Annotated in this window: 29 protein-coding genes; 20 read left to right on the top strand and 9 right to left on the bottom strand. The window is 61.0% G+C overall.

The annotated features are described in order from the left end of the window. Positions 1-44: 44 nt before the first annotated feature. The 3 genes from MesoLj_RS22840 to MesoLj_RS22830 all read right to left on the bottom strand — a co-directional run bounded on the left by MesoLj_RS22840 (position 45) and on the right by MesoLj_RS22830 (position 2,190). The gene (locus MesoLj_RS22840) at positions 45-797 is read right to left on the bottom strand and encodes a DUF5677 domain-containing protein (RefSeq protein WP_202322676.1); all 753 of its coding nucleotides are present in this window, start codon (positions 795-797) and stop codon (positions 45-47) included. Between the two features lie 11 nt (positions 798-808). Beyond that, a complete protein-coding gene (locus tag MesoLj_RS22835; protein ID WP_202322675.1) occupies positions 809-1,555 on the bottom strand; it encodes a hypothetical protein in 747 nt (248 codons plus the stop codon). Positions 1,556-1,917: 362 nt separating this feature from the next. Then, positions 1,918-2,190, bottom strand: a complete 273-nt coding sequence (locus tag MesoLj_RS22830) for a hypothetical protein (protein WP_202322674.1) — start codon at positions 2,188-2,190, stop codon at positions 1,918-1,920. 183 nt (positions 2,191-2,373) lie between these two features. On the opposite strand from MesoLj_RS22830, the gene MesoLj_RS22825 reads away from it, so the two are divergent. The 3 genes from MesoLj_RS22825 to MesoLj_RS22815 all read left to right on the top strand — a co-directional run bounded on the left by MesoLj_RS22825 (position 2,374) and on the right by MesoLj_RS22815 (position 4,124). Beyond that, entirely contained in the window at positions 2,374-2,631 is a 258-nt protein-coding gene (locus MesoLj_RS22825) for a PepSY domain-containing protein (protein ID WP_140773813.1), read from the top strand. A 158-nt stretch (positions 2,632-2,789) separates the two neighbouring features. Next, on the top strand, positions 2,790-3,530 hold the full coding sequence (locus tag MesoLj_RS22820; protein ID WP_244735145.1) for a lysozyme inhibitor LprI family protein: 741 nt from the start codon (positions 2,790-2,792) through the stop codon (positions 3,528-3,530). 111 nt (positions 3,531-3,641) lie between these two features. Next, positions 3,642-4,124, top strand: coding sequence for a hypothetical protein (locus tag MesoLj_RS22815; RefSeq protein ID WP_202322673.1), 483 nt, complete (start codon positions 3,642-3,644; stop codon positions 4,122-4,124). Between the two features lie 4 nt (positions 4,125-4,128). Here MesoLj_RS22815 and MesoLj_RS22810 read toward each other — a convergent pair whose 3' ends face one another. Both MesoLj_RS22810 and MesoLj_RS22805 read right to left on the bottom strand, forming a co-directional pair. Further along, positions 4,129-6,015 (bottom strand): L,D-transpeptidase family protein, encoded by a 1,887-nt coding sequence (locus tag MesoLj_RS22810; RefSeq protein ID WP_202322672.1) that lies wholly within the window; start codon positions 6,013-6,015, stop codon positions 4,129-4,131. A gap of 210 nt (positions 6,016-6,225) precedes the next feature. Beyond that, positions 6,226-6,972, bottom strand: coding sequence for a 3-oxoacyl-ACP reductase family protein (locus MesoLj_RS22805; protein WP_202322671.1), 747 nt, complete (start codon positions 6,970-6,972; stop codon positions 6,226-6,228). A 99-nt stretch (positions 6,973-7,071) separates the two neighbouring features. Here MesoLj_RS22805 and MesoLj_RS22800 point away from each other — a divergent pair, with 99 nt between their 5' ends. Continuing rightward, a complete protein-coding gene (locus MesoLj_RS22800) occupies positions 7,072-7,686 on the top strand; it encodes a TetR/AcrR family transcriptional regulator (RefSeq protein ID WP_140773809.1) in 615 nt (204 codons plus the stop codon). A gap of 59 nt (positions 7,687-7,745) precedes the next feature. After that, positions 7,746-8,141, top strand: a complete 396-nt coding sequence (locus tag MesoLj_RS22795; protein WP_202322670.1) for a rhodanese-like domain-containing protein — start codon at positions 7,746-7,748, stop codon at positions 8,139-8,141. Between the two features lie 69 nt (positions 8,142-8,210). Here MesoLj_RS22795 and MesoLj_RS22790 read toward each other — a convergent pair whose 3' ends face one another. Continuing rightward, positions 8,211-9,122 (bottom strand): alpha/beta hydrolase, encoded by a 912-nt coding sequence (locus MesoLj_RS22790; RefSeq protein WP_140773807.1) that lies wholly within the window; start codon positions 9,120-9,122, stop codon positions 8,211-8,213. A gap of 47 nt (positions 9,123-9,169) precedes the next feature. Here MesoLj_RS22790 and MesoLj_RS22785 point away from each other — a divergent pair, with 47 nt between their 5' ends. Then, a complete protein-coding gene (locus MesoLj_RS22785; protein ID WP_202322669.1) occupies positions 9,170-9,622 on the top strand; it encodes a MarR family winged helix-turn-helix transcriptional regulator in 453 nt (150 codons plus the stop codon). A gap of 12 nt (positions 9,623-9,634) precedes the next feature. Here the strand turns inward: MesoLj_RS22785 and MesoLj_RS22780 are convergent, their stop codons facing one another. Next, positions 9,635-10,246: a pyridoxamine 5'-phosphate oxidase family protein gene (locus tag MesoLj_RS22780; protein WP_202322668.1), complete on the bottom strand. Its 612-nt coding sequence runs from the start codon at positions 10,244-10,246 to the stop codon at positions 9,635-9,637. Positions 10,247-10,308: 62 nt separating this feature from the next. Then, positions 10,309-10,662, bottom strand: coding sequence for a gamma-butyrobetaine hydroxylase-like domain-containing protein (locus MesoLj_RS22775; RefSeq protein WP_202322667.1), 354 nt, complete (start codon positions 10,660-10,662; stop codon positions 10,309-10,311). Between the two features lie 195 nt (positions 10,663-10,857). On the opposite strand from MesoLj_RS22775, the gene moaA reads away from it, so the two are divergent. The 14 genes from moaA to MesoLj_RS36375 all read left to right on the top strand — a co-directional run bounded on the left by moaA (position 10,858) and on the right by MesoLj_RS36375 (position 20,737). Next, positions 10,858-11,853, top strand: a complete 996-nt coding sequence (gene moaA, locus MesoLj_RS22770) for a GTP 3',8-cyclase MoaA (RefSeq protein WP_202322666.1) — start codon at positions 10,858-10,860, stop codon at positions 11,851-11,853. A 55-nt stretch (positions 11,854-11,908) separates the two neighbouring features. Beyond that, entirely contained in the window at positions 11,909-12,382 is a 474-nt protein-coding gene (locus tag MesoLj_RS22765; protein WP_202322665.1) for a hypothetical protein, read from the top strand. A 120-nt stretch (positions 12,383-12,502) separates the two neighbouring features. Then, complete coding sequence (locus tag MesoLj_RS22760) at positions 12,503-12,862, top strand: hypothetical protein (RefSeq protein ID WP_202322664.1); 360 nt, start codon at positions 12,503-12,505, stop codon at positions 12,860-12,862. Positions 12,863-13,045: 183 nt separating this feature from the next. Beyond that, positions 13,046-13,966 (top strand): DMT family transporter, encoded by a 921-nt coding sequence (locus MesoLj_RS22755; protein WP_202322663.1) that lies wholly within the window; start codon positions 13,046-13,048, stop codon positions 13,964-13,966. 50 nt (positions 13,967-14,016) lie between these two features. Next, on the top strand, positions 14,017-14,643 hold the full coding sequence (gene mobA, locus MesoLj_RS22750) for a molybdenum cofactor guanylyltransferase MobA (RefSeq protein ID WP_202322662.1): 627 nt from the start codon (positions 14,017-14,019) through the stop codon (positions 14,641-14,643). Then, positions 14,640-15,143, top strand: coding sequence for a molybdopterin-guanine dinucleotide biosynthesis protein B (gene mobB, locus MesoLj_RS22745; RefSeq protein ID WP_140773799.1), 504 nt, complete (start codon positions 14,640-14,642; stop codon positions 15,141-15,143). Before mobA ends, mobB begins: the two co-directional genes overlap by 4 nt. Positions 15,144-15,301: 158 nt before the next feature. Then, positions 15,302-16,087: an ABC transporter substrate-binding protein gene (locus MesoLj_RS22740; protein ID WP_140773798.1), complete on the top strand. Its 786-nt coding sequence runs from the start codon at positions 15,302-15,304 to the stop codon at positions 16,085-16,087. Positions 16,088-16,167: 80 nt separating this feature from the next. Next, positions 16,168-16,887: an ABC transporter permease gene (locus MesoLj_RS22735; protein ID WP_140773797.1), complete on the top strand. Its 720-nt coding sequence runs from the start codon at positions 16,168-16,170 to the stop codon at positions 16,885-16,887. Further along, a complete protein-coding gene (locus tag MesoLj_RS22730; protein WP_202322661.1) occupies positions 16,884-17,789 on the top strand; it encodes an ABC transporter permease in 906 nt (301 codons plus the stop codon). Before MesoLj_RS22735 ends, MesoLj_RS22730 begins: the two co-directional genes overlap by 4 nt. Before the next feature lie 217 nt (positions 17,790-18,006). After that, a complete protein-coding gene (locus MesoLj_RS22725) occupies positions 18,007-18,876 on the top strand; it encodes an NAD(P)-dependent oxidoreductase (RefSeq protein ID WP_140773795.1) in 870 nt (289 codons plus the stop codon). Positions 18,877-18,884: 8 nt separating this feature from the next. Next, positions 18,885-19,589 carry a DNA alkylation repair protein gene (locus MesoLj_RS22720; protein ID WP_202322660.1) on the top strand — a complete coding sequence of 235 codons (705 nt, stop codon included), beginning with the start codon at positions 18,885-18,887 and terminating at the stop codon, positions 19,587-19,589. After that, on the top strand, positions 19,549-20,127 hold the full coding sequence (locus MesoLj_RS22715) for a GNAT family N-acetyltransferase (RefSeq protein ID WP_202322659.1): 579 nt from the start codon (positions 19,549-19,551) through the stop codon (positions 20,125-20,127). The genes MesoLj_RS22720 and MesoLj_RS22715 overlap by 41 nt, the downstream gene beginning before the upstream one ends. Positions 20,128-20,171: 44 nt before the next feature. Beyond that, positions 20,172-20,387: a hypothetical protein gene (locus tag MesoLj_RS36380; protein WP_244735144.1), complete on the top strand. Its 216-nt coding sequence runs from the start codon at positions 20,172-20,174 to the stop codon at positions 20,385-20,387. Positions 20,388-20,398: 11 nt separating this feature from the next. Beyond that, complete coding sequence (locus tag MesoLj_RS36375; protein WP_244735143.1) at positions 20,399-20,737, top strand: DUF3299 domain-containing protein; 339 nt, start codon at positions 20,399-20,401, stop codon at positions 20,735-20,737. A gap of 112 nt (positions 20,738-20,849) precedes the next feature. On the opposite strand, the gene MesoLj_RS22705 is transcribed toward MesoLj_RS36375, so the two are convergent. Beyond that, positions 20,850-21,341, bottom strand: a complete 492-nt coding sequence (locus tag MesoLj_RS22705) for an Lrp/AsnC family transcriptional regulator (protein ID WP_006205209.1) — start codon at positions 21,339-21,341, stop codon at positions 20,850-20,852. Positions 21,342-21,440 lie beyond the last annotated feature (99 nt).

Genomic DNA, 21,440 nt, shown 5'->3' with positions numbered 1-21,440 from the left:
GGGAAAAGCACAGATGCCCCAGGGTTCTCCACTGCGTCCTGTTGTCAGTCCGACCCACCTGCAAAGAACGCTTGCATGTCAGCACGATGTTTCATCAACGCTGCGGCTTCGACAGCGCCCGCCGACTTGAAGTAGTCGTGGATAATGTGCCCCGCTTGGGTCAAAATAGTCACAAACTGGTCAAGGGAAGCCAGCGAAGATTCCTCGGCCATTTCGGCGAAAACCGCCACCTCTATCTCCCCATTCTCGTTGTAGATGAAATGGCGCTCAGAGAGGGCTTTGATGTTGTTGTGGCCAACACCCGACAGGTCTTTGTACGCGGCACGGTATTCATTTTCCATCCCAGCCATCTGAAAGCGTTGGAAGATGGTCTTAGGTTTGCCGAGCTTCTCCAGTTCCTTCAATGCGTCCTTATGCTCCCTGAGCCTCTTCGCTGCATCGGGATCACCCCTGAAGAAGGCAAGGTACGGATTGCCGGCCAATCCCCGTTCCATGAGATCCAGCCAATCCTTGTGGTACAGCGCAAGCATCTGGTCGTAATAGGCGTCATCGTTGGCCAAGTTGATGAGGTCAACAAATGCCTCCAGATTTGTGCGTAGGATGTTATCCACACCTGCGGCCTTACCAGCCCGGCGGAGCACGAGCGCACTGTCCGTATTTTCAATAATTGACGCGTAAAGGGCCATTAGGCCCTGATGGACGCGGTTGTTCTTATCGAACTTGACCTGAGGCAAAAGCTTCATGGTCTCGTTAAAGGTGTCGGCGAGAAGATCAAACATTACCTCGGTCTTGCTCATGGCAGTTCCCCTTAGGCCCCAATATGGGTAAGCCAAGCATCCATGGCTGGCTTGGCCGTCGTGCTCAGCCAATCCAGCCCGACAAGACCTCCGGCGAGGAGTACGACGTACAGCGGACCAGGGGCGCCTCGCTCAATGCGTTGCACCACCAAATAGAAGATGAACACCAACACCAAGGTCTGCACGGTGTCATTGAGTGCCTTCGCAAAGCCCGGTCGTCCGCCGATGTAATTCAGGACCACAGCGGCTGCGAAGGTCCCAGCAATCATTATAACGATTCCCGCAGGGTCAATCGAACGCCACCGCTTGCCAAGGGTGTCGTGCATGACGCCGATACGGAACGCGAATTCTACCGTTGCGAGGAATATGAGCGACATCAAAGCCAGGCTGACAAGACTGTTTCCGGGCAGCGGTATGAACCAGATTGTCAGCAGGTAAGTGAGGCACAGCGATAGTCGAATATAAAACTGGCTTTCGGGCAACTCCCTGAGCGTGGGCTTCTGCAGGAGTGTAGGAACGATGAGCAGGACGGCCAGCGTGAGCACGTCCGCGTTGATGACCGGAAAATTGGGGATCAAGGCGAAAATCTCGGTCCATATTGCGCGACTGACGAGGCGGAAATTCCAGACAATCCTGGTGAGGATGCCCGAGAATTCGACCTTCTCATTGAGCTTACCGAGAATATGAATCGCTGCCGGGCCTGCTAGAGCCACAGTCAAAAGTTTGGAAGCGACGCGAACAACCCTCTGCTGGACCATCTAAGCCCTCACCAATCCGCGGTGATTACATAGTTATTGCAGCAGGCTGCAAAAGGACTCGGGCCGTCCACCACCATATTTATTGTTGACGGCTTTCGACGCCCGGCAAAGACGCTTCTCGTGAATGCCTCTGACCGTGCCTACCTCTCTGGCGTAGCCGCTCTAGGCTGCGTGGTATCCTGGACATCTGTGAGCGCTGTGCTCCCCAGCCGAAATCCAGTATCCCTGTGCTTGGCAGGGTAGGCGACTGGCATTACACGTGAAGAACAGCGGTTTACACGGATGTCGCGTTGCGTAACTGGCGCGTAAGCTGCGCCTCGTTATCGGCTTTCCTGCACATTATAATCAAGGCCGGAATCGCCTCAGCAACTACAACTCGCCCCTTCCCCACCAAAATTCTTCTGGGCGAAATTCAGCGCGCTGCTGTAGCTTGTGTAGCTCTGGAACTGGCAGACGTTGAAGCCGTTCCGCACCTTCATCTGTTCGAGATCCCAGAACGACACCTCGATGCGATCGTCGGCGCAGTAGACCGTGTGGCGTTCGGGTTCCAGCGCTCGGGCTTTCTGCACAGGCATGGAAACGGCCGGGATGGAAAGCACTGACAGTGCAAGCATGACGATGTGACGCGTGCGCATATGGACCCCCCAATCAACTGCCAGCACTATGGCTGGGGGGATAGTGACGCGTGCATCATGGTTTTTTGGCGGACTCTTTTTTCGCGCAACCGCAAGTCGGTGGACTTGCAAGACCCTCGCCTCCCATCTGGAACCAACCCCCAGGCCAGCGAGTTTCCTTGCGTCGAAACTTGAGGGAAAACCATGTCCAGATTTCTCGTGGTGACCAGCGTTGCCGTTCTTCTCGCCGCCGGGCCGGCTCTGGCCGCGGATGACAAGCCGCTGCCGCCGCCCAACGCCAAGAAGCTTTCGGAGATCATCGCCAAGGTCGAGCAGCGCGACGGCTTCCGCTATGTGAAGGAAGTCGACTGGGACAATGGTGCCTACACCGTCACCTATTATACGTCAGACAAGGCGAAGGTCGAAATCACCTACGATCCGGTGACCGCCGAGCCTAAGTAGGAGCCGTCGGCAGACACTCTCCATTCGACGGGCCTGCCGTTTTCTCCGCGCGCCTTCATGGCCAATCGGAGTGCCGCAAATTGTCCATCCTTGGAGTGTGATATGCACGCCAGGGCGCGGGCAGCGCCTTGGGCAATGCTGTTGGCTTGGGGGCAGTCATGCGATTTTCCGTTCGAACCGATGTCTTGCTCGTCCTCGCCATCATGCTGGCCGGCAGCATTCTTGCCGCGCCCTCGGCGCGGGCCGACGGGCCGTCCTTCGACTGTGCCAAGGCAAGCCTGCCGGCGGAGAAAGCGATCTGCGCCGACCCGCAGCTGTCGGCCATCGATCTGCTGGTCGCCAAGGCCTACAAGGGATACGAGCCGGCATTCGGCGGCGACAAACGCAAGATCGCCCGCGGGCTGAACGCCGACCGCAATGCTTGCAAGAGCGACACCGCCTGCATCGTCAGCGCACTCAACAATGCCCTGCAGACTTATGGCAACGCGCCATCATGGGTGCAGGATTACAACATCGCGCTGATCGGCAAGAAGGCGCTGGACGCCGCGGCGCGCAACCCCGGCAACAAGGATCAGCCCCTGCCCTCCGCGGTCGGGCAATGCGCGTCCACGCACATCAAGACGCTGACCACGCGGCTCGGCGACGATCCGCTGGAAACAGCCAACCCCGACGCGGGCAGCGCCGCGACATTCACCAATGGCGGCGGGGCCGTCTCCTATGATCGCGAACCTGGCCTCGCCGCCTCGAAGGTAGGCGAACCCGTCGTGATGTGCCTGATCGCGATTCCCAGGGACTGCCCCAAGGACGACGACCGCGGCCGGGTCTATTATTCGATCGATCTGGTTGCCAAGGGGAACTGGGCCTTGCCGGACTCCGAGCATCTGTGCGGCGGCGCCTGACCAGCCATGCTTGGTGTATGAGGAAAGCCTGGCATGCCGGCAAAGGCGCCTGCCCTTGCGCCGGATCGTCTTTGATGGCTGACTGAACCGGTTGACTGCGCCGTATGGGGGATGGGCATGGCGACGGCGAAGCACGTGATGAAGCGCATCCTGATGATGCTTGCCGGCTATCTCGTCGCGATACTGGTCGGCCTGTTCGCCGTGGTGGCGATCTACGCCGCGCTCAGTTCCCTACCCAATGCGCCGGCGTATTTCGACGTCATGGGGGTTACGCCGATCGCCGCCCTGGTGGTGCCGCCGCTTGGCATGTTCATCTATTTCCTGACGATTGTCGTGACCGCGTTGCAGACGTTGATCTTCGCGCTGATCGCCGAGTTCTTCTCGTTGCGCAATATCCTGATGCACATGGTCTTCGGCGCCGCTGCCGCCGCCGGCGGCTTCTTCCTGATCTGGCCGAGTTCGGCGGAAGACATGGATCCGGAGCGATGGGCCGACATCGGCATCATCGCCGCCGCCGGCCTTGTCGCCGGCTTGATCTACTGGCTGATCGCCGGGCGGGAAGCGGGCTTCCGCCGCCCGTTGTCGCAGTTCTGAACGATCAGCTGGACGGCGAACGCACCGCCTCGGTCGCGTCCAAGGCCTGCTTCAGCCGCGAATCGCGATCGTAGACATCGTTGAAATACTCGACCTTGCCGGACATGTCGGGCCATGCGGTGAAATAGGCGACATAGACCGGGATCTTGCGCGTCACATCCTCGGTCGAGTGTCCGTGCTTCAGCTTCTCGGCCACATAGTCGACCGAGGTGCCAAGCACAGCGGCCGCCATGCCGCGCGGGTCCTGCAGGCGCACGCAGCCATGGCTGAGCGCGCGCATGTCCTGTTTGAAGAACGATTTCTGCGGCGTGTCGTGCATGTAGATCGCGTGCTTGTTGGGGAACAGGATCTTCAGTTCGCCCAGGGCATTGGCCTCGCTCGGCTGCTGGCGCACGCTGTAGGGAATGTTGGCGCCATAGGCGCCCCAATTGACCGCCGACGACGGAATGCGCTTGCCGCGCGAGTCCGTCACCTCGTAGCCGGCCCGGTCGAGATAGCCGGGATCACTGCGCAATCTGGGCAGCATCTCGTTGACGATGATCGACTGCGGCACGCCCCAATAGGGATGGAAATCGACCTGCTTGATCTGGTCGTAGAAGAACGCCGTCTGGTTGGTGACCCGACCGACGACGGCGCGCATCTTCAGCTTTTCCTCGCCATTGTCGATGTAGCTGGCGGTGAATGCGGGCTGGTTAATGAAGACACGCGGGCTGCCGAGATCGGAAGGCAGCCAGCGCAGTTCCTCCAGCGCCACCTGCACCTTGAGCAGCCTGTCGGCCTTCGACGTACCGGCCAGCAAGGCGACGGTGCGCGGACCGATGACGCCGTCGCCCTTCATGCCTTCCTTCACCTGCACCGCCTTGATCAGCGGCACCAGTTCGGGGACGTAGACTTCGCTGGTCGCCAGCCGCGACAGGATCTCGCCATAGGTGCCGCCCATGTCGTCATCGAGATTGCGTGCGATCAGCGACAGCAGCTTCGGCAGTTCGGGGCTGGTCTGCCCCGGCTTCAGCAGCAGCTTGGGATCGACGACGATCTCGTTCTCGGCACTTGCCTGCAAGGATTCCAACTCGACGCGCAGCGCCTGATATTCCGCATTCTGCGGATGCCGCGATTCGAGGTAAGTGCGCACTTCCTGCGTATGCGCGAGCGTCTTCAGTACGCCGACCATGTCGAGCGGCTTGGCCGGGAAATCATAATAGCCGGTCATCCTGTTGGGCTCGACACGGCCGCTCTGGGCATCATGGGCGTAGCGCAAGACGCGCGCCGAAAGCGACATTTCGAAGCGCACCAATTCCTTCAACTTGGCTGCGTCGTCCGACGAGGCCGAATTCACGGCCGGCACGTCGACCGTATAATCGGCTGGCGTCAAGCCATAGCTCGCGGCCTCGCCAAGCACCCGAACCGCATCCTGGGCGCGGTTGTTGAGGCTGGCTCCGCTCACCCAGATGAAGTCCGGATTGGCCGAATAGTAGGCAATCAGTGCTTTGGCGATGTCGGGCTCGGCATAGAGCTCGTAGTCGCTGAGACCGGCAATGGCGTCGTGGAAAGCAGCACCAGTGGCGGACGGAACGAACGCCGCGTCCTGCGGCGTTGCCGGTTGCGGCGCCGCCGACAGCGTCGAGAAGTCGACGCGCACCAGCCTGTCAGCCTTGTAGGTGTAATAGGACGGGCTGCTGATCTTTACGCCGCCACCGCCGCCAGCCGGGACTTTCGGCTTGGGTTTGTGCTTTGGCGGAGGCGGAAATTCCCCTTGTGGCTCATGCCTGACACCACCGCCGAACAGCATGTCGAAAAGCCCTTGCGCACCGGCTTGAGGCGCGCCCAAGGCGAGCGTTGCCGCGATCGCCATCAGCGGCATCGCGGTTGCTTTGTTTCCGAGGAATTTCATGAATCACCCGCTCCGGTCGCAACCGGTTCCCGTTCCGCACGCTAGACCGTCTCGCTCACCGCATGGCGGATGTAAGGCGCGACTATACCGATTCATACCGATTTCGTTAAGCTTTCATAAATTTCGGAAAGCCTGTTGCAGAACGGTTTCACAACATCGTGACGGCGGGAGCGCGGGTGTTCCCGCTCCCGCCTAGGAACTCCGCAAAATTCAGGCGTTGGCACCACCATCGATGGTCAATGCGGCGCCGGTCACGAAACGCCCCTCGGGGCCGGCAAGCCACGCGACCATGCCGGCGATGTCGTCGGCCTTGCCGAATCGCGGCGTAGCCATCTTCTGGCGCTGGTGCTCGGCATGCGGTCCGTCCGCCGGGTTCATGTCGGTGTCGGTCGAGCCGGGATGGACGACATTGGCGGTGATGCCGCGCGGACCGAGGTCGCGCGCCAGGGCCTTGGTCAACCCGACCAGTGCCGCCTTGCTGGCGGAATAGGCGCCAAGGCTGGTGTCGGTGACGCGTTCGGCGAGATTGCTGCCGATCGAGATGATCCGACCGCCCTCGCCCATATGAGCCGCCGCGGCTTTCGAGGCGATGAACGGGGCTCTCAGATTGACCGACATGGTCTCGTCGAAATCGGCAAGCGACAGCGTATCGATGGGTGCCGTTCGCCAGATGCCGGCACTGTTGACCAGGATGTCGAGCCGGCCGAAGGCGCCAACGGCCTGATCGACGGCTCTGTCTATCGCCGCCGCATCCCGGTTGTCGGCCCTGATCGCAAAGGCACGGCCGCCCTTGGCCTCTATATCGGCAACAACGGAGAGAGCCTGCTCCTCGCCGTGCACATAAGTCAGTGCGACAGCCGCGCCATCGGCGGCCAGGCGCCGTGCAATCGCCGCCCCGATGCCGCGACTGCCACCCGTGACGAGGGCGGCCTTGCCGTTCAAATTGCTGGAAGACATCTGTTTCTCCATTTTTGTATCGATCAATACATAAATGTCTGGCAGCCTTGCCCGGTTGCGTCAACTGATTTATGTATCGATCAACACAGAAAAGGCGCCATGTCGGAAAGAGGCCGTCCCCGTACCTTCGATCGAACCGCGGCCCTGCGGCGCGCGATGGAGCTCTTTTGGGCCAAAGGCTACGAGGGCACTTCGATTGCCGAGCTGACCGCTGCGATGGGCATCAATTCGCCCAGCCTCTATGCCGCCTTTGGCAGCAAGGAGGCGCTGTTCCTCGAAGCGACCGAATATTACACGCAAGCCGAAGGAACAGAGATCTGGGCCGCGTTGGACCAGGCATCGACGGCATGCAAGGCGATCGAGAACTTCCTGCGGCAGACAGCCAAGGCTTATTCGCGGACCGATCGCCCGCAGGGCTGCCTGATTGCACTGGGTGCACTGCACGAAGACTCAAGCAGCGGCGCCATCTGCGCGGATTTGCGCCGGCGTCGCGCCGGAAACCTCACAGCCTTGCGCAAGCGCCTCGAGCGCGGCGTGGCCGAGGGCGAATTGCCGGCGAAATTCGACTGTCGTGCCGTGGCGACTTTCTTTGCCACGGTTCAGCACGGCATGTCGATCCAGGCGCGGGATGGTGCATCGCGCGCCGCCCTGCTGGCGACCGTGGCCGGGGCGATGGCGGCGTGGAAGACGATGGCCGCAACCGAGGCAGCGTGACAAACGCAGGCTGGTGTGCTCGAAATTCGGACCTGCCAGCAAGGCCGGGAGGGACGACGGTGAAAAAGGGTTATCGCGAACTGCTGGACGAGGCCAATGCCGAGATCGAAGTGGTTTCGCCTGAAGAAGCGGCGGGATTGATCGAGGACGAGGGCACCATCTTCGTCGACCTGCGCGATCCGCGCGAAGTAGAGCGCGACGGCAGGATACCCGGCGCCAAACATGTCACCCGTGGCATGCTGGAATTCTGGATCGATCCCGAAAGCCCTTATCACAAGCCGTTTTTCGCCTCGGGAAAGAGCTTTGTCTTCTTTTGTGCCGGCGGCTGGCGCTCGGCGCTCGCCACCAAGACCGCGCAGGACATGGGATTGACGCCGGTCAAGCACATCCTTGGCGGCTACACCGCCTGGAAGGCGGCCGGACTGCCGGTCGAGCCCGGCGAGAAGAAGAAGTAGCCCAATGCATGTCGCTCAAAAGCGGTCCCGGTTTCGAGACAACGACATGCATGGAACGAGGACCGCGGCTCAATGCAGTAATGACGGCTCGTGGTTCCCCGCGACGAAGGCAACGGCGCGTTCGACAACACCCTTGTCCGCAAGAATGCGGCGGTGGCCGAGCCCGTCGGCCCAGTGCACCCGCACATGACCGCCGGCGCCGGCATAGCGTCTCGCATGCTCAGCTGGCACCTCGCGGTCATCGGGCGCGTGGATGATAAGCGTCGGCACGGGCGCCTGTGCGAGCTGGCGGTCGCCGGTGAATTCGTGCAGCGGCCGGCCGGACAGGTGTTCGACACGGTCCGCCATGGCAACCTGCGAGCGGGGACCGACATTGAGCATGCGGCTGAAGTCGGCAAAGATCGCCGGCAAGGAGCTTGGCGCCGCGATCAGCACAAGACGCCCGGCTGTCAGCGGCGGAACGTTTTTGACCGAGCCGGCGATGGCATTGGCGGCGACGGCGCCGCCGAAGGAATGCCCCACCGCCGCCACGAACGGACCGAACCATTCGCCAGCAACCCGCACAGCGTCAACCGCGTTGACCATGTTCAGGTGCCGGCCCTGCGAATGGCCGTGGCCCGGCAGGTCCAGCGAAACGACCCTGTAGCCAGCGGCGCGATAGCCTTCGATCAATGCGCGCATGTATTCGGTGCGCGAACGCCAGCCATGAACGACAAGCACGGTGCCGGGAGCCGCCCTGCCCGGCTCCGGCCGGAATTCATGCACCACCACGCAGCCGGTCGCCGTCTTCAGCCGATGATGGCGCGCCTCCGTCATGAATTCGGCGGCGCGGCCGATTGCGCGGCGCTCACCGTCGGTCAGCGCCCTGGCGCTCGGCGTACGGCAGAACAGTTCGAAGGCCGCACGCCCGGTGATGCGCGGCGCAATATGTTCGGCCGCACCAAACACACCTCGGATGACCTTCAGCCCGAATGATGCCATAGTGAGAATCCATCCATACGTTCAAGCATGAACATAATAGTTCAAAGATGAACAATAAACAAGAGCTGCCCTGGGACAACCCGCGTTTTCGCAACTGGGTCGCGGTGGCGCGCGCCTGCCATGTGCTGGAGCGCACGCTGGCGGTGAAGCTCGCGACGCTGGATCTCAAGCCGGCGCAGCTCGACGTGTTGATGAACCTCTACCGCCATCCCGGCATGTCGCAGCACGACCTTGCCCGCAAGCTGCTCGTCGGCCGCTCCAACATCACCATGCTATTGCCGCAGCTGGAGACGCGCGGCCTGCTGCGCCGCGAAGGCGACGAGAAGGACAAGCGCATCCTGCGGCTGGCCCTGACCGAGGCCGGCGAGGCGCTGCTGATGCAGGCGCTGAAAGTGCATATGGCTCTGATCGAAAAGGCGATGAGCCAGTCGACGCCGGAACAATGCGACATGATCGGCGAACAGATGCGCAAGATCTACGAGGTGCTGAAGGAAGCCTGACGGCCCGGTCAGTCACCACATCGTCTTCTTCGCCCGCTCCGGCCATTCCTTGTCATAGGTTTCGCCGTCGATGTTCTTGAGGCTGGTGATTTCCAGGATTTTTCCTGGCGTCGGCAGTGATTTCGGGTCGACATGTTTCGCCGGATTCCAAAGTTCCGACCGCACGATGGCGCGGGCGCACTGGAAATAGACCGAATCGACTTCGATGACGGTCACCGAACGCGCCGCCTTGCCGTCGACTATGAACGACGCGCAAAGGGCGGCATCCGTGGTGAGGTGCGCGCGGCCGTTGATGCGCAACGTCGTACCGGAGCCCGGCACCAGGAACAGCAGCCCGATGCGAGGATCCCGGATGATGTTTTTCAGCGAATCGGCACGGTTGTTACCCCGCCGGTCCGGCATCATCAGTGTCTTCGGATCAACGATGCGCACGAAGCCGGCGAGATCGCCGCGCGGCGAACAGTCCAGCCCCTCCGGGCCGCTGGTGGCAAGCGCAACAAAGGGCGAAGCCTCGATAAAGGCTGCGTATTCGGGAATGACGTGGTCGAGTTCCTTGACCAGCGAGGCTTCGCCGGGAAAGCCATAGAGCGCTTCGAGCTGTTCGACCGTGGTGATGAGCGACATCGTTTCGTCTCCGAACCTTTGCCGGCGCTACTCCAGATGTGTGACGCCTTTACGACGCCAGCTCAGCGATCCCGGCTCAGCCCTTTTTCCGCAAGCTCGGCAAGATAGGCATTCCAGCGCTCATCCCTCTCATGGCCGAGCGTATGCAGGTAGTTCCAGGTGAAAATACCCGTGTCGTGGAAATCATCGAAGGTGATGCGCACCGCATAGTTGCCGACCGGTTCGATCTTCAGGATAGCCACGTTGCGCTTGCCGGGAACCGTCACCCGCTGCTCCGGGGAATGCCCCTGTACCTCGGCCGATGGCGAGGCAACGCGCAACAGCTCCGCCGGCAATTCGAATGGCTGTTGATTGGGAAAGGTGACCGACAGCAGCTTGCGGTCCTTGGAGACCCTGAGTTCTTTTGGCGCGGTCATGCAGTTTCATCCCGTATCGATTGCCCTTCCCTACGCCGCTTCGCGAAAGGGGAAAAGTCCTGATAGACGACCGACACACCGTGTCGGCTCCGGGATGTTACCAAAGATCGAGACGCGGTATCTTGAATGGCGGGCTGGATCGTATCACATAGCTGTATATAACGACGCCGATAACGGCCACGGAAACGCTCGAACATGAACATGATCGACCCCTTCGGTCGCACGATCAGCTATCTCAGAGTATCGGTCACCGACCGCTGCGATTTCCGTTGCACCTATTGCATGGCCGAAGACATGGCCTTCCTGCCGAAGAAGGACCTGCTGTCGCTGGAAGAGCTGGACCGGCTCTGCACCGTCTTCATCGAAAAGGGCGTCAAACGGCTGCGCCTCACCGGCGGCGAGCCCCTGGTGCGCAAGAACATCATGCATCTGGTGCGCCAGCTCTCGCGCCACCTCGACAGCGGCGCGCTGGAAGAACTGACGTTGACCACCAACGGCTCGCAGCTGTCGCGCTTCGCCGCCGAGCTCGCCGATTGCGGCGTCAGGCGCATCAACGTCTCGCTCGACACGCTCGACGCCGACAAATTCCACCAGATCACCCGCTGGGGCCATCTCGACAAGGTCATGCAAGGCATCGATGCCGCTCAGGCGGCCGGGCTGAAGGTCAAGCTCAACGCCGTGGCGCTGAAGGACTTCAACGACGCCGAATTGCCCGACATGATGCGCTGGGCGCACGGCCGCGGCATGGACCTGACCGTCATCGAAACCATGCCGATGGGCGAGATCGACGCCGACCGCACCGACCAGTACCTGCCGCTATCGCTGCTGCGCGCTTCGCTGGAGCGACAGTTCACGCTGACCGACATTCCCTTCAAGACCGGCGGCCCGGCCCGCTACGTCCACGTCGCCGAGACCGGCGGAAAGCTCGGCTTCATCACGCCGATGACGCATAATTTCTGCGAAAGCTGCAACCGGGTTAGGCTGACCTGCACCGGCACGCTCTATATGTGCCTCGGCCAGGAGGATGCCGCCGATCTGCGCGCGCCCTTGCGGGCGTCCGAAGGCAACGAATTTGTCGCCGACGCGATCGACGAAGCCATCGGCCGCAAGCCGAAAGGCCACGATTTCATCATCGACCGCCGCACCAGCCGCCCGTCCGTGTCCCGGCATATGAGCGTCACCGGCGGCTGACCTTCCCGCCGATCTGTGCAAGGATTGCTCCCGGTCATTGGCTTTGGGGAGGTAGATGCGGCGGCTTTTTTCAGTGATTGCGACTTTCGCGGCGATTGCGGCAAGCGGCGCAATCGCCAAGCCCTTCACCTATGTGAACGAGCGCTTCGGCACAGTCTGCACCTTTCCCGACGAGATCTTCACCGATCGTCAGCCCGAGCCCGAAAATGGCGACGGACAGGTATGGCTGAGCGCGGATGGCGCCAGCCTGACCTGCTCCGGCATCCTCAACGTCGACGACGACACGCCGAAGGGCTTTGTCGCGGAAGAAAAGGCGAGCAAGGAACCCGGCTATGCCGTCACCTACAGCAAGACCGGAAAGGACTGGGCGGTGCTGTCGGGGATGAAGGACGGAAAGATTTTTTACGAGCGGCGCCTGTTCGGCAGGGATGGTGTCATTCGCACGGTCTGGATCGATTACCCGCCGGCCCTGAAGTCGAAATACGACCCGCTCGTTGGCGCCATTGCCGGCAGCCTCGAGGGACAGTGAGCATTTCGGATCACACCCCAGAAAAAGTCTCGTTCGCGACCACCGCCGGATTTACGGCCAGCTTGTTCCGGCCTAGCTTTTCGGCTGAAAGCGGCTCTTCGCTGATAGGGGGAAAACGTCATGCGCAAACTCATTCTTTCTCTTGCATTGCTTGGCTTCACGGCCCTGCCCGTGGCAGCGCAGTCGATCGGCGGCACTTACACCGTGGCCGGCACCAACTTCGATGGCTCGGCCTATGGCGGCGAAGCCACCATCACGCTGACCAGTGGGACCACCTGCACGATCCACTGGGAGACGGGCGGCTCCTCCTCGGACGGCATCTGCATGCGCAATGACGACGCATTCTCCGCCGGCTATGTCATGGAGAAGGATATCGGCCTCGTTGTCTACAAGGTCGAGGAGGACGGCTCGCTGCATGGCCTGTGGACGATCGCCGGCAAGGAAGGCAACGGCACCGAAGTGCTGACGCCGAAGAAATAGGCATCGCCCAGGTTGGTCGGTTTCCGGGAGGCGAAGCCGCCTCCCGATACGATCCGTGACGAAGCCGGGATGTGATTTTACCCCGGCGCCGACGGATTCTCCCTGTTCTGGCACAGCCCTTTGCCATTGCTGTTTCGCGGCGGGCTGTTACAGGCTTGATTGCTCAGGCAATCGGTAGATCTCTTGCCCCTTTCTCCAAATCTTCGCGGCGCGTTGTTCATGATGGTGGCGATGGTTGGCTTCACGCTCAACGACGCCATCACCAAATACTCTTCGCAATCGATGAACATGGCGCAGGTCATGCTGATCAGGGGGGCTTTTGCCTCGCTCTTCGTCGGCCTGCTGGCCTGGCAACGTGGCGCGCTTTTGCAGCCGCGCCTGATGCTGCAGCCATTGGTGGCAATCCGAGTCCTGGGCGAAGCGGGTGCCACCGTGTCATTCCTCGTGGCGCTGGCTCATTTGCCGATCGGCAGCGTCTCGGCGGTTCTTCAGGCGCTGCCGCTGGCGGTGACGATGGGTGCCGCGCTGTTTTTCGGCGAACCAGTCGGCTGGCGACGCTGGATGGCGATCGCCATCGGTTTTGCCGGCGTGCTGATTATCGTGCGGCCGGGTTTCGACGGCTTCAGCATCTATTCCCTTGTGGCACTGGTCAGCGTTGCATGCTGCACCGTGCGAGATCTCGCCACCAAGCGTATCCCTCAAGCCATACCGACAATGCTGGTCTCGACCGCCACCGCTCTGGCAATGACCGTCGTCGGCGCGGTGCTGTTGTCGCCGATGGGTGGCTGGACGCCGATGACCGGCAAGAGCACAACACTGCTGGCGCTGGCTGCGGTGCTCGTGCTCGTCGGCTATCAGTTCATCATCATGGCGATGCGCTCGGGCGAGATCTCCTTCGTCGCGCCATTCCGTTACACCGCGCTCCTCTGGTCCATATTGCTTGGCTTGATCGTCTTCGGCGATTTCCCGGACATGCCGATGATCGTCGGTGCGGCGATAGTCGTCGGCTCGGGTCTCTATACGCTTTACCGCGAACGGCTGGTCGGCCGGAGAAGAATCGTCGCCGAAAGCACCGGGCCGGCCATGGCGCCGGACGGAATCTAGCCCTTGAAGCTGCTTGCGATTTCCGTCGGCTGGCGTAGAGGCTGGGTGGCATGAAACGGGATGTCGCGGGGATCATTCTGGCCGGCGGCCAGTCACGGCGAATGGGAGGCGGCGACAAGAGCCTGTTGCCGCTTGGCGCCGGCTGCGTGCTTGACCTGGTACTGTCGCGCTTTGGCCCGCAGATTGAAACCCTGGCGCTCAGTGCCAATGGCGATCCGGCACGCTTTTCCCGTTTCGGACTGGCCGTGCTTGCCGACACCGTCGAAGGCTTTGCTGGCCCGCTTGCCGGAATTCTGACCGGCCTCGAATGGGCCGTTGCCAGCACACCTTGCAAGGCTGTCGTCACCGCTGCCGGCGACACGCCCTTCCTGCCGCTTGATCTCGTCGACCGCCTGGCGGCGGCGGCCGGCCGAAGCCCCGGTTCGATCGCTGTCGCCTCCTCGGCCGGACGGCTCCACCCGACCTTCGCGCTGTGGCCAACCGATTGTCGCGACGCCTTGCGGCATTTCCTCGTCGATGAGGATAGCCGGCGGGTGCTGACCTTCATCGAGCGTCACGGTCATGTCGAGGTGGAATTCCCGATCCAGCAATCCACAGGGCTCGATCCTTTCTTCAACATCAACGTGCCGGACGATCTTGCCGAGGCCAGACGCCTGTTGCAGAGCATGACATCATGAACATCTTCGGCATCACCGGCTGGAAAAACTCCGGCAAGACCACACTGACCGAAAAGCTGGTCGCCGAGCTTGTGCGGCGCGGCTGGAAGGTCTCGACGGTCAAACATGCCCATCATGACTTCGACATCGACAAGCCTGGCGCCGACAGCTTCCGCCATCGGCAGGCCGGCGCCACCGAGGTCGCGATCGTTTCCGGCAACCGTTGGGCGCTGATGCACGAATTGCGCGGCGAGGACGAGCCACCGCTGGAAGGGATCCTTTCGCGCCTCGCCCCATGCGACATCGTGCTGATCGAAGGCTACAAGCGCGAGTCCCACCGCAAGATCGAAACGAGGCGGCTGGAGGCAAAGGACCGGGCGCCGCTTTCGGCTGACGATCCCAATATTGTCGCCGTCGCCGCGGATTTCGCCGTCACGGACAAGAGCCTGCCGGTATTCGACCTCAACGACGTAAAATCGATAGTCGACTTCATCGAGCGCACCACCGGCCTCGTTGCTTGAGATCTAACGTAACGGCAGAACCCCGTTACCGATTTTGGTGGTTTTGCAGTTGCTTTTTTCTTTGAAAGAGTGGGAGTATCGCTTCAGCGGGCGGTCAAAAGCACCGCCCCACAGAGCCGTTTCGGAACGACGGCCGGGACCATAAAGAGAGGACTATCATGCGTATTGCACTGCGTATCGCGCTCGCCGCATCGGCCGCGCTGCTGACGCTCGGCGTAGCCCAGGCCCAGGAAAAGACCCTGCGGATCGGCACCGAAGGCGCCTATCCCCCGTTCAACAATCTCACCTCCGACGGCAAGCTCGTCGGCTTCGACATCGATATCGCCCAGGCGCTGTGCGACCAGATGAAGGTCAAGTGCACCTTCGTCGCCCAGGATTGGGACGGCATCATCCCCGCGCTTCAGGCCGGCAAGTTCGACGCAATCGTCGCCTCGATGTCGATCACCCCCGAGCGCAAGGAGAAGGTCGACTTCACCCACAAATACTACAACACGCCTTCGGCTCTGGCAGTGCCGAAAGACTCAACGCTGAAGGGCGTGACCAAGGAAGATCTCGCCGGCAAGACCATCGGTGTCGCCACCACGACCACGCATTTCAACTATGCCTCGAAGACCTACACCGACAGCACCGTGAAGGGTTATCCGAGCAGCCCCGAGGAGCAGGCGGATCTTGCCAATGGCCGTCTCGACGCGATCGAGGACGATATCGTCGTGCTGCAGCAGTGGCTGGACTCGCCCGATGGTGCCTGCTGCAAGATTCTCGGCCAGCCCTCGCCGCAACCGGTCGAGATCTTCGGACCGGGCGCCGGCATTGCCGTGCGCAAGGGCGAGACCGACCTGGTCAACAAGCTCAATGAGGCCATCGACGCCATCCGAGCCAGCGGAAAATACAAGGAAATCAACGACAAGTACTTCAAGTTCGACGTCTACGGCGCCGAATCCTGATAGACTGGATCAAGACGGCGGGGAAATTCCCCGCCGTCTTTCTATTCGTCTTGGGAATGCCGTGGAGATAAGACCCGTCAATGCCAGCCCAAAGCATATGGACACTTCTCAGTTGGGGACCCGATGGCTGGAGTGACGATATTGCCTATGGCGTCGTAGTAACGGTTCTGCTGGCGCTGGCGACGCTCCCCATTGGTTTGACGATCGGCTTTTTCATTGCGCTCGGCAAGCAATCCGAAGAGCCTTCGCTGCGCCTGGCCGCCAACATCTACACCACGGTCTTTCGCGGCTTGCCGGAACTGGTCACGCTCTTCCTGTTCTTTTTCGGCGTGCCGATCCTGCTGCAGCACATCATCAGGTATTTTCGCCCCGAAGCGACCATCGACGTCAACAGCTTCGTCGCCGGCATGATCGTGCTTGCCCTGATCTTCTCATCCTACGCCAGCGAGGTTTTCCTGTCGGCCTTCCGTGCCATACCGAAAGGTCAGTATGAGGGTGGTTATGCCATTGGTCTTTCCTACGGGCAGACAATGCGCCTTGTGATCTTGCCGCAGCTGCTGCGCATCGCGTTTCCTGGTCTTGAGAATTGCTGGCTCAGCCTGCTGAAGGACACCTCACTGGTGTCGGTCGTCGGTCTAGCAGAGACGTTGCGCAACGCCGGCGTGGCCGCTCGCGTCACTAAGCATTCGTTCCTGTTTTACGGTGTGGCGGCACTGGTCTTTCTTGGTCTGGCCGTCGTGTCATCCTTCGCCACCAACGCCATTTTGCGCTCGCTCGGCAAACGCGAGGCACAACGATGAGCGCGACAGCCACCATGGTCGAACGGCCACCACCGCGAGCTCGCGGCTGGCCGCGACGGCGCATCGTCGGCTACGCGCTTGTTTGCCTGTGGATCGCCTTTGGCCTCGGCATCGTCAGCTACTTGTTCTTTGCCTGGAACGCAGCCTTCTTCGCCAAATATGCGCCGGCCTATCTCAGAGGGCTTGGCGTCACCCTGTCGCTGGTCGCCATTTCAATGGTGCTTGGCGCCGTCCTGTCGGTGCCTGTCGCCTATGGGCGCATGTCCAGGAACCGGATCCTGTCCGGTCTTGCCTATTGTTACGTCTATTTCTTCCGGGGCACGCCGCTGCTGGTTCAGACATTTCTGGTCTATTACGGGGTGGGTTCGTTCAGACCGGAGCTCAGTGCGGTTGGCTTATACCTACCGGTCGTCAGCGACTGGGTCCAAGTTCTGCCTCACGTAAGCATCCCGGTCGGATTTACGATGGGATGGTTCACGCTCTGGGATTTCTTCAAGGACGCCTTCAACTGCGGCGTCTTCGCCTTTGCGCTCAACACCGCCGCCTACCAGGCCGAAATCCTGCGCGGTGCCATCGAAAGCGTGCCAAGAGGGCAATGGGAAGGGGCAGCCTCGCTCGGCCTGCACAAACTGCAGACGCTGCGCAAGATCGTCTTGCCGCAGGCGTTGATTGTCGCCTTGCGACCCTATGGCAATGAACTGATCCTGATGGTCAAGGCATCCGCCATCGTCGCCATCATCACGGTTTATGATCTGATGGGCAATGCAAAGCTCGCCTTCGCGAACAGCTTCGACATTCAAGCCTATATCTGGGTCGCCATCGTCTATCTGGTGATGGTCGAGATCTTGCGTCATGCCATCGAATGGATCGAGCGCCGCATCACCATTCACCTGAAACGCTGACCCGTTCTCGGCTTCGGCTGCACCAGTCGATCGTGTTCCCTCGCGTCTTGACGAATTGAACGCAGAGTCTAGAACGGTTCATCGTTTCGCGGAAACGCGGAACCGCTCTATCTCTTTGTTTTGACGCAATTCCTGTGGGAAAACCGCTTCACATTTTTCCAGGAATTGCTCTAGAGCTTTCGCAGCAAATTCCATTTTCAGTCTGAAGGGCAAGCTTATGGCATCCGTGGCATTTCTCGGTCTTGGCGTAATGGGTTATCCGATGGCCGGGCACCTCAGGAACAAGGGGGGCCACGACGTCACTGTCTACAACCGCACCAAGGCCAAGGCCGAGCAATGGGTTGGCCAGCATGGCGGCAGCCTTGCGGTGACGCCGGCGGAGGCAGCCAAGGACAAGGACTTTGTCTTTTCCTGCGTCGGCAATGACGACGATCTGCGCTCGGTGACGACAGGCCCCGATGGTGCGTTCAAATCGATGAAGAAAGGTTCGGTCTTCATCGATAACACCACGGCCTCGGCCGAGGTCGCGCGCGAATTGGCGGAGGCCGCGCAAGCCGGCGGCTTCTCGTTTCTCGACGCGCCGGTGTCCGGTGGCCAGGCTGGCGCCGAGAATGGCGTGCTGACCGTCATGGTCGGCGGCGACCAGGCCGCGTTCGACAGGGCCAGGCCGGTTATCGACGCCTATGCCCGCATGGTCGGGCTGATGGGATCGGCGGGCGCCGGCCAGCTGACCAAGATGATCAACCAGATCTGCATCGCCGGGCTGGTGCAGGGCCTGTCGGAAGGCATCCATTTCGGCAAGAAGGCCGGGCTCGACATCGAGAAGGTGATCGAGGTGATTTCCAAGGGTGCGGCCGGATCCTGGCAGATGGAAAACCGGCACAAGACCATGAATGCGGGAAAATATGATTTCGGTTTTGCCGTCGACTGGATGCGCAAGGATCTCGGCATCTGCCTGGAGGAGGCTGATCGCAACGGCGCCAGGCTGCCGGTGACCGCGCTTATCGACCAGTTCTACAAGGACGTGCAGGCCATGGGCGGCAAGCGCTGGGACACGTCCTCGCTGCTGGCGCGGCTGGAGAAGTAGGATTTGCGATGGCCGAGCTTTCGCCCCAATCCAGTGCCGACGAAATCGTCGCGCATCTGCGCTTGATCGGCTCGGAGGAAAATCGTCTTGGCATGCTGCGCTACGGTATCAGGATCGAACGCGCGCTTGGAATCCCACATGGCGTCCAGCGGCAGATCGCCCGGAAGATCAAACGCAACCATGAGCGCGCTTTTGAGCTGTGGGAGTCAGGCATTATGGAGGCGCAGTTCATCGCTTCCGTCACGGCCGACCCGAGCCGGTTTTCTGCCGCGAACGCAAGGCAATGGGCGTCGAGTTTCGATTCCTGGGATATCGTCGACGGCGTCTCCGACCTTTTCGTCGACACGGACGCCTGGAAGGAACTGATCGGCGAGTTCGCGGCCGATGAACGGGAATTCGTTCGACGCACGGCCTTTGCCATGATGGCCTGGTCTGTCGTCCACCGGAAGAAAGAGCCGGAGGCGACCTTTCTCACCTTCCCGCCGATCATCGAGGCGCATGCCACGGACGACCGTAATTTCGTGAAGAAAGCCGTGAACTGGGCGCTTCGTTCGATCGGCAAGCGATCGATGGCCATGCACGGCGCGGCCCTTGCTGTCGCTGAACGGCTCGCGCGATCGACCGACAAGACGGCACGCTGGAACGGCAGGAATGCCGTGAAGGAGCTGACCGATGCCAAAACGCTCGCGCGGATCGCCGCCAGAAACGTTTGACCTCGCCAACATCCGATTCACCGAGGTGACGCGAGCAACCCGTGGCGGCTTCGAGACTTTGTTCGAGCAGCCGGGGGCGCCAAAATATTGCTGGTGCATGGCCTGGCGGCAGTCCGGCCGCGAGCACGCCCAGAGCGACGAGAAGAAGCGGCGGATGATGGCGCTCATCGATGCCAGCACCCCGGTCGGCATAGCCGCCGAGCTCGACGGCAAGACCATCGGCTGGTGCTCGGTCGCGCCACGCGAGACCTATCGCAAGCTTTCAAAGCAGCAGGATGACGGCGAGAGCGGCGTATGGTCGATTGTCTGCTTCTATGTGCCGAGGGTTTTGCGCGGCGGCGGCCTTGCTTCGGCGTTGCTCGATGCGGCCATCGATCATGCCTTCGCCAAGGGCGCGCGTATCATTGAGGCCTATCCGGTGTCCGAGGCGTCGCCGAGTTACCGTTTCATGGGTTTTCGCGACATGTTTGCATCGCGTGGCTTCCGCGAGGCCGGCATGGCCGGTTCTCGCCGACATGTGATGCGGCTCGAGCATTGACGCCATTGGGCACGGCGTCTCTACTCGCCCGCAAAGGAAGCGGCATGAGCATCCATTTCAAATCAATGCTGGCGCTCGCGGCCGCGCTGTCTCTCTGCGCCGCCGGTGCCTCGGCCGAGACCATGCACATATTCTGGAAGGATCTGCGCCCGGCGAGCCAGGCGGTTGCCGAAGACGCCGGCTTGCCGATGATCGCGGCAAAATTGCCCGATCATGGCGAGACGCTGTCGCTTGGCCTGCGGACAAGACGGTACAATTAGCCGGCTATGCATTGCCGGTCGATCGCGACGGTGACCTTGTGTATCAGTTCCTGCTGGTGCCATGGACGGGCGCGTGCAGCCACATGCCGACGCCGCCACCCAACCAGATCGTGCTGGTCACGCCAGCCCATCCCTACAAGATGTCGCAAGCCTACCAGTCGGTCGCCGTCACCGACGCCCTGAGGCCGGACATGGAAAAGAGCCAGCTGTTCATTCTGGATGGCGTCAGTGTCATCCAGTCCGGCTATACCGTGCGCAAGGCGGAGGTTGTCGGCGTCGACACCGTGCCGGACACCATCGTCCTGCCGGTGAATTCGCCCTGGAGTTTCCTCAACAAAAAGAAGAACTAGAGCAATACCAGGAAAAGTGTGAACGGTTTTCCCACAGGAATTGCGTCAAAACAAAGAGTTAGAGCATTTCGCCGTTTCCGCGAAACGGTGAAATACTCTAACGGTTTGGCGCTCAGGCAGCGTTGGCACCCGATTCCTTGTCCAACACCATGTAGTCGAGCGGGATCTCTGTGGTGTACTTGATCTGCTCCATGGCGAAGGACGACGACACGTCACGGATCTCGATCTTGGCGATCAGCCGCTTGTAGAAGGCGTCATAGGCGGCGATGTCGGGCACCACGACGCGCAGCAGGTAATCGACGTCGCCGCTCATGCGGTAGAACTCGACCACCTCGGGAAATTCCTGGATGACCTCGGAAAACCGCCGCAGCCACTCATGGCTGTGTGAATTGGTGCGGATCGAGACGAAGACAGTGACCCGTACATTGACCTTCTCATGGTCGAGAATGGCGACGCGCCGCTTGATGACGCCTTCCTCCTCGAGCTTCTGGATGCGGCGCCAGCAGGGCGTGGTCGACAGGCCGACTTTCTTGGCGACATCGGCGACCGCGAGCGTCGCGTCCTCCTGCAGGAGGCGTAGAATTTTTCGGTCAAGGCGGTCCATGAGAGGCTCCTGGGGAATAGTTTATCTATATTCCCTCTTATTCGAGGCTTTCACAAGAAAGAAATTCTGCCAATCGCCACTAAAGCGAGTGATTTCTTG

This window comes from Mesorhizobium sp. 113-3-9 (assembly GCF_016756515.1).
Classification (GTDB): domain Bacteria; phylum Pseudomonadota; class Alphaproteobacteria; order Rhizobiales; family Rhizobiaceae; genus Mesorhizobium.
This window is presented reverse-complemented; position numbering and strand designations above follow the sequence as displayed.